Below are 5,704 nucleotides of genomic sequence, written 5' to 3' on the forward strand. Positions count from 1 at the left end.
GAGGCAGCGAATGCCCGCCGCACCCGTGAGCTGCACAAGATGGCGGTCGACGCCTCCCCAGGCAGCGACCGCGGCGAGCAGTTCCGCGCCGGGGCAAATGATGCCGCCTCGAAGGTCGAATCCCAGGGGCTGACGGTGCTGACCTACCCCGAGGCCGTCGAGCGCTTCGGAGAGGAGCTCGTGGACGAGGAATGGGTCCGCGTGAACAACGAGGCCTTCGCCTGGCACCCGGAGCAAGGCGGCTGGGATATCGATCAGCTGCGCAGCGCCCGTGACACAGCGTGGTTCGACCCCAACGGCGTGCTGATGGTCTGGTCCTGCGGAGAAGACGAGGACGCCGCCGGGCCGCGGTGTGCCGGCTTCCACTGGACGAAAATCCCCACCGAGGAGCAGGAGGAGCCTGAGGGCGAGCGCGCTGGGGAGGTCTATGTGGTCTGCCTCGCCGACGAAGCCCGGGGCAAGGGGCTGGGACCCGCGATCACGATGCTCGGCATCGGCGAGCTGATGAAGCGAGGCGTGGGAACCGTCGAACTCTACGTCGAGGGCGATAACGGCCCGGCGGTAGCGACCTACGAGGGCCTGGGCTTCGGGATCGTCCACACCGATGTGGTTTATCGTGGAGAATTAAATTAATTCCCAGCCCCGCAGTTATGTTGCGGATTCTCAGTGAAAGGCTGCCTCGAAGATGTTGAAGAACAAGCCATTGATCGCCGCACCGGGTTCGCGACGCACCACGGCCGCGTTGGCCACCCTGCTGGCCGGTGGGCTCGCCTTGACCGCCTGCTCCGGTAGTGACGCCCCGCAGACGGAGTCCGGTGACTCCACCACCGCCGCGGTAGAAAATCCGTACCCGATGGCGGACGTCTCGGGCACGGTGCGTGGCGCGGGGGCGACGTCCCAAAAAATGTTCATCGAGGACACGGTGGGACCAGCGCTGCACCCTGACGGGATTGAGCTGGAATACCAGGCCACGGGCTCGGCCAAGGGGAAGGCGGCCTTTGTTGGCAAGCAGGCGGATTTTGCGAGCACCGACGTGCCACTGAGCGAGCGCGCGACGAAGGATGCGCAGCAGCGCTGTGAAGGCAACACCGCCTGGCACATCCCGATGGTGCTGAGCCCCGTGGCAGTGGCCTACCGGCTGGATGGCGTGGACCAGGAGATCAACCTGCCCGCGCGAGTCGTGGCGAGCATCTTCGCAGGCAACGTCACGCACTGGGATGACCCCCGGATCGCGAAGGCTAACGAGGGAGTGAAGCTGCCGAAGACCCCGATCAAGGTGGTGTACCGCGGCGACCAGTCCGGCACCTCCGAGATCTTCCAGCGCTTCCTCGCAGCGGCAACCGATGGGGCCTGGAAGCCGCAGGGGCCGTCCTTCCCAACCGGCGTGGGCCTGGGCGCGAACGGCTCGGCTGGGGTGGCCGACCAGGCTGCCTCGGAAAACGGTTCTATCACCTACACGGCCACGCCGTTCACCAAGCCGACCCCGCAGCTGAAGGCCGCGAAGGTCGACTTCGGCTTTGGCCCGGTGGAACCGTCCTCGAAGAGCGTCACCGAGGCACTCAAGGGAGTGAAGTACCAGGGCAAGGGCAAGAACATGATCGTGGACGCCGACTCCCTGTTCGCCGATGCTGCGGAGGGCACCTACCCGCTGGCGCTGACCACCTACGAGGTCGTCTGCTCCAAGGGCTATGGGGAGGAGACCCGCGACAAGGTGAAAAACGTGCTGTACACGATGCTGGCCAACCAGCAGGGCGACTACGCGGATGAGGGCTACGTCCCGCTGACCGGTGAGATGAAGACCAAGGTGGAAGAGGCAGTCGGCGCGATCGGGGCCTAGGGATTCGGCTCGCGGGTTCCGTGGGTGAGTTGGGCCGTTCTAAGGCATAATTGAGGTTATGACGCAGCCCACCCAGGACAAGCCACAAAACCCCATTCACCTCGTGATCATGGGGGTCAGTGGTTCCGGTAAAACCACTCTGGCCCGGATCATCGGGGAGCGCACGGGTCGGCCCGTGCTGGAGGCCGATGATCTCCACCCGGCGGAAAACCTCGCCATTCTGGACCGCGGTGAGGTCCCCAGCAAGGCGAAGTACGTCAACTGGCTGGAGAGCGTGCGCGACTGGATGAGCGAGCACGGCCGCGCCGGGGAGTCCACCGTGGTTGCTTGCCCGGCCCTGACCAGGGCCCACCGCGAGGTGCTGAACGAGGCCGAGGGCATCACGTTCTTCGTGCACCTCTACGGCACCTTCGATGTGCTCTCGGAGCGCATGAGCCACCGCATCGGCCGCGATATGCCGCAGGAGCTCCTGGTGGCGCAGCTGGAGCTGTTGGAGCGCCTCCACTCCGACGAGCTGGGGATCCAGCTGGACGTGACCCGTAAGCCGGAAGACCTCGTGGACGATGCCCTGGCGTCCGCGAAGTTCGCGGAGACCGCCTACGGCAGCGAGTCTTAAGGAAGCAAGAACGAAGCGGGGCCCTCGTATCGACGAGGGCCCCGCTTTATGCTGCTGATTCAACGGCTGGTGGGCTAGCCGCCGCTGTTTTCGATATCGGCACCCACCGGCACGGTCTCGTCTTCGGGATCGTCGAGCCAGCCATCGGGCAGCTGCACCTTCGCGGGGGAACCCTGGCGGCCGCGCGCGCCGTCGGCGTCGTTGGCGAGAGCCTCCGAGTCCCAGATGGGGTCGAGTACCTCGCGCAGCTCGGCCAGGGAGCTGACCTTCGAGAGGCTGCGACGCAGCTCGCCGCCAGCCGGGAAGCCGCGCATGTACCAGGTCATATGCTTGCGCAGGTCGCGGCAGGCGCGATCCGCGCCGTCGTGCTCCGCGAGGAGCTCAGCGTGCCGCATGATGATGCGCGCCACCTCGCCCAGGGGTGGCTCAGCGGGCACCGGCAGGCCGCGCAGCTCGGCGGAGAGCTCGGCAAAGAGCCACGGCCGACCCAGGCAGCCACGGCCCACGACCACGCCGTCGCAGCCGGTCTGATCCATCATGGCGCGGGCGTCGGTGGCCTTGAAGATATCGCCGTTGCCCAGCACCGGGACCCGGCCGTCCATGTGGTCCACGAGACGGGCGATTTCGCTCCAGTCGGCGTCGCCGGCATAACGCTGTGCGGCGGTGCGTCCGTGGAGGGCGACGGCGACGGCGCCCTCGTCGGCGGCGATGCGTCCGGCGTCGAGGTGGGTGCGGTGCTCGTCGTCGATGCCGATGCGCATCTTCACGGTGACGGGGATGTCCGTTCCCTCCGTGGCCTTGACTGCGGCGGCGACGATGTTGCCGAAGAGTCGCCGCTTGTAGGGCAGGGCCGCGCCACCGCCGCGCCGGGTGACCTTGGGCATGGGGCAGCCGAAGTTCATGTCAATGTGGTCAGCCATGTTCTCGTCGACGATCATCTTGGCTGCTTCGTAGGTGTACTTCGGGTCGGTGGTGTACAGCTGCAGGCTGCGGGGGTCCTCGTCCGGCGCGAAGGTGGTCATGTGGAGCGTCTTGGGGTTGCGTTCCACGAGCGCGCGGGCGGTCACCATCTCGCAGACGTAGAGGCCCGCGACGGAGCCCATTCGCTCCCGTTCCTGTTCGCGGCAGAGGGTGCGGAAGGCCACGTTCGTCACGCCCGCCATGGGGGCGAGGACGACCGGGCTGTCGAGGTTCAGCGGTCCGATGCTGAGACCCTGCTGCTTGGTTTCGATGCTGCTAGTCACGGTGACCATGTTCCCAGGTGGGGCGGGCTGCAGCAAAGTGCAGTTTGGATGGTGATGCACTGGCAGGGGCAGCGCGCTGGTGTTGGGGAACCGAAAAAGGGGGTAGTTAGCTATGCAAAAGTGTATAGATCACACTTCAGAATCGATTTATGTAGCATGGCGCCTATAGGCCAAGAGTTTTTGCCCACTCAGCAAAACAAACCGTTGTCGGTCGCTGTGGGCTGAACGCCACAGGAGGAATAAATGACAGATCGCATTGCCCATGAGCAGCTCAAGTCCAAGGTGATGGGCGCCGAGGAGGCGGCACAGTTCGTCAATAATGGCGACAAGGTCGGCATGTCCGGCTTCACTGGTGCCGGCTACCCGAAGGCCCTCCCAACCGCCATTGCCAACAAGGCGAAGGACGCCCACTCCCGCGGCGAGGACTTCAAGATCGACGTCTTCACCGGTGCGTCCACGGCCCCGGACTGTGATGGTGTGCTCGCCGAGGCAGAGGCCGTCAACTACCGCGCGCCTTATGCTTCCGACCCGATCATGCGCAAGGCCATCAACGCCGGCGAGATGAAGTACCAGGACATCCACCTCTCCCACATGGGTTTGCAGGTGGAGCAGGGCTTCTTCGGCAAGTTTGATGTCGCGATCATCGAGGCCGTGCGCATCACCGAGGAGGGTAACATCGTGCCGTCCTCCGCGGTGGGTAACAACGTTGAGTACATCAACGCCGCGGACCGCGTCATCATCGAGATCAATGAGTGGCAGTCCGAGGACCTCGAGGGCATGCACGACATCTGGACGATGCCGAAGCTGCCGAACCGCACCCCGATCCCGATCAACAAGCCGGGTGACCGCATCGGCACCACCTACATCCCGATCGAGTCCTCCAAGGTGGTCGCGGTCGTCAAGACCAACGCACCGGACCGCAACGCTCCGTTCAAGCCGGTGGACGACACCTCCAAGCAGATCGCTGGCCACTTCCTCGACCTGCTCGAGGGTGAGGTGAAGGCCGGCCGCCTGACCTACGACGGCTACATCATGCAGTCCGGCGTGGGTAACGTCCCGAACGCCGTGATGGCGGGCCTGCTGGACTCCAAGTTCGAGAACATCCAGGCCTACACCGAGGTCATTCAGGACGGCATGCTCGACCTGATCGACGCGGGCAAGATGACCGTTGCTTCCGCAACCTCCTTCGCGCTCTCCCCGGAGTACGCGGAGAAGATGAACGCGGAGGCCAAGAAGTACCGCGAGTCCATCATCCTGCGTCCGCAGCAGATCTCTAACCACCCAGAGGTTGTGCGCCGCACGGGCCTGATTTCCTCCAACGGCATGATCGAGGCGGATATCTACGGCAACGTGAACTCCACGAACGTCTCCGGCTCCCGCATCATGAACGGCATCGGCGGTTCCGGTGACTTCACCCGTAACGCCTTCCTGTCGACCTTCATCTCCGGCACGATCGCCAAGGATGGCGCGATCTCCACGATCGTTCCTTTCGCGTCCCACATCGACCACACCGAGCACGACGCCATGGTCATCATCACCGAGCGTGGCTACGCCGACCTGCGTGGCCTGGCGCCGCGCGACCGTGTGAAGAAGATGATCGAGATCGCTCACCCGGATTACCAGCCGCTGCTGGAGGAGTACTACGAGCGCGCGAAGTCCAAGGGCACTGGCCTGCAGACCCCGCACGACCTGTCCACCGCGTTTGATTTCCACATCAACCTGGCGGAGAAGGGCAGCATGAAGGGCTAGTCTTTAGCCTCCTCACGCACCTAACCCGCCCCGGTTTCCACCGGGGCGGGTTATTTGTTTTTGGTGCCTCGCCATGGGGTAAGCTGTGTTCCGCAAGCGTGGCTTGTGTGCGTGCGATTGTGCGCGTGGGCCTTTAGCTCAGTTGGTAGAGCTCCGGACTTTTAATCCGTAGGTCGTGGGTTCGAGCCCCACAGGGCCCACTTTTTGTAATCCCCCGGTTGGCGCTGAACTGCTCCCCATTAGTTGGACTGAGAAATC

5 protein-coding genes and 1 tRNA gene are annotated in these 5,704 nt (G+C 64.5%); 5 read left to right on the forward strand and 1 reads right to left on the reverse strand.

The genetic code is table 11. The annotated features are described in order from the left end of the window. The 3 genes from mshD to HMPREF3088_RS09535 all read left to right on the forward strand — a co-directional run. A partial coding sequence (gene mshD / locus HMPREF3088_RS10790; protein WP_246818152.1) for a mycothiol synthase occupies positions 1–633 on the forward strand: 633 nt, incomplete at its 5' end. A 52-nt stretch (positions 634–685) separates the two neighbouring features. After that, entirely contained in the window at positions 686–1,837 is a 1,152-nt protein-coding gene (gene pstS / locus HMPREF3088_RS09530; protein ID WP_070759755.1) for a phosphate ABC transporter substrate-binding protein PstS, read from the forward strand. Positions 1,838–1,895: 58 nt separating this feature from the next. Continuing rightward, on the forward strand, positions 1,896–2,453 hold the full coding sequence (locus tag HMPREF3088_RS09535) for a gluconokinase (protein ID WP_012360843.1): 558 nt from the start codon (positions 1,896–1,898) through the stop codon (positions 2,451–2,453). A 74-nt stretch (positions 2,454–2,527) separates the two neighbouring features. Here HMPREF3088_RS09535 and dusB read toward each other — a convergent pair whose 3' ends face one another. Continuing rightward, positions 2,528–3,706: a tRNA dihydrouridine synthase DusB gene (gene dusB, locus HMPREF3088_RS09540; RefSeq protein ID WP_070759756.1), complete on the reverse strand. Its 1,179-nt coding sequence runs from the start codon at positions 3,704–3,706 to the stop codon at positions 2,528–2,530. 234 nt (positions 3,707–3,940) lie between these two features. Here dusB and HMPREF3088_RS09545 point away from each other — a divergent pair, with 234 nt between their 5' ends. Both HMPREF3088_RS09545 and HMPREF3088_RS09550 read left to right on the forward strand, forming a co-directional pair. After that, the gene (locus HMPREF3088_RS09545; protein ID WP_070759757.1) at positions 3,941–5,446 is read left to right on the forward strand and encodes an acetyl-CoA hydrolase/transferase family protein; all 1,506 of its coding nucleotides are present in this window, start codon (positions 3,941–3,943) and stop codon (positions 5,444–5,446) included. A gap of 127 nt (positions 5,447–5,573) precedes the next feature. Then, positions 5,574–5,646 (forward strand) — tRNA-Lys (locus HMPREF3088_RS09550). Positions 5,647–5,704: the final 58 nt, after the last annotated feature.

Source organism: Corynebacterium sp. HMSC22B11 (genome assembly GCF_001815965.1).
Lineage (GTDB): Bacteria > Actinomycetota > Actinomycetes > Mycobacteriales > Mycobacteriaceae > Corynebacterium.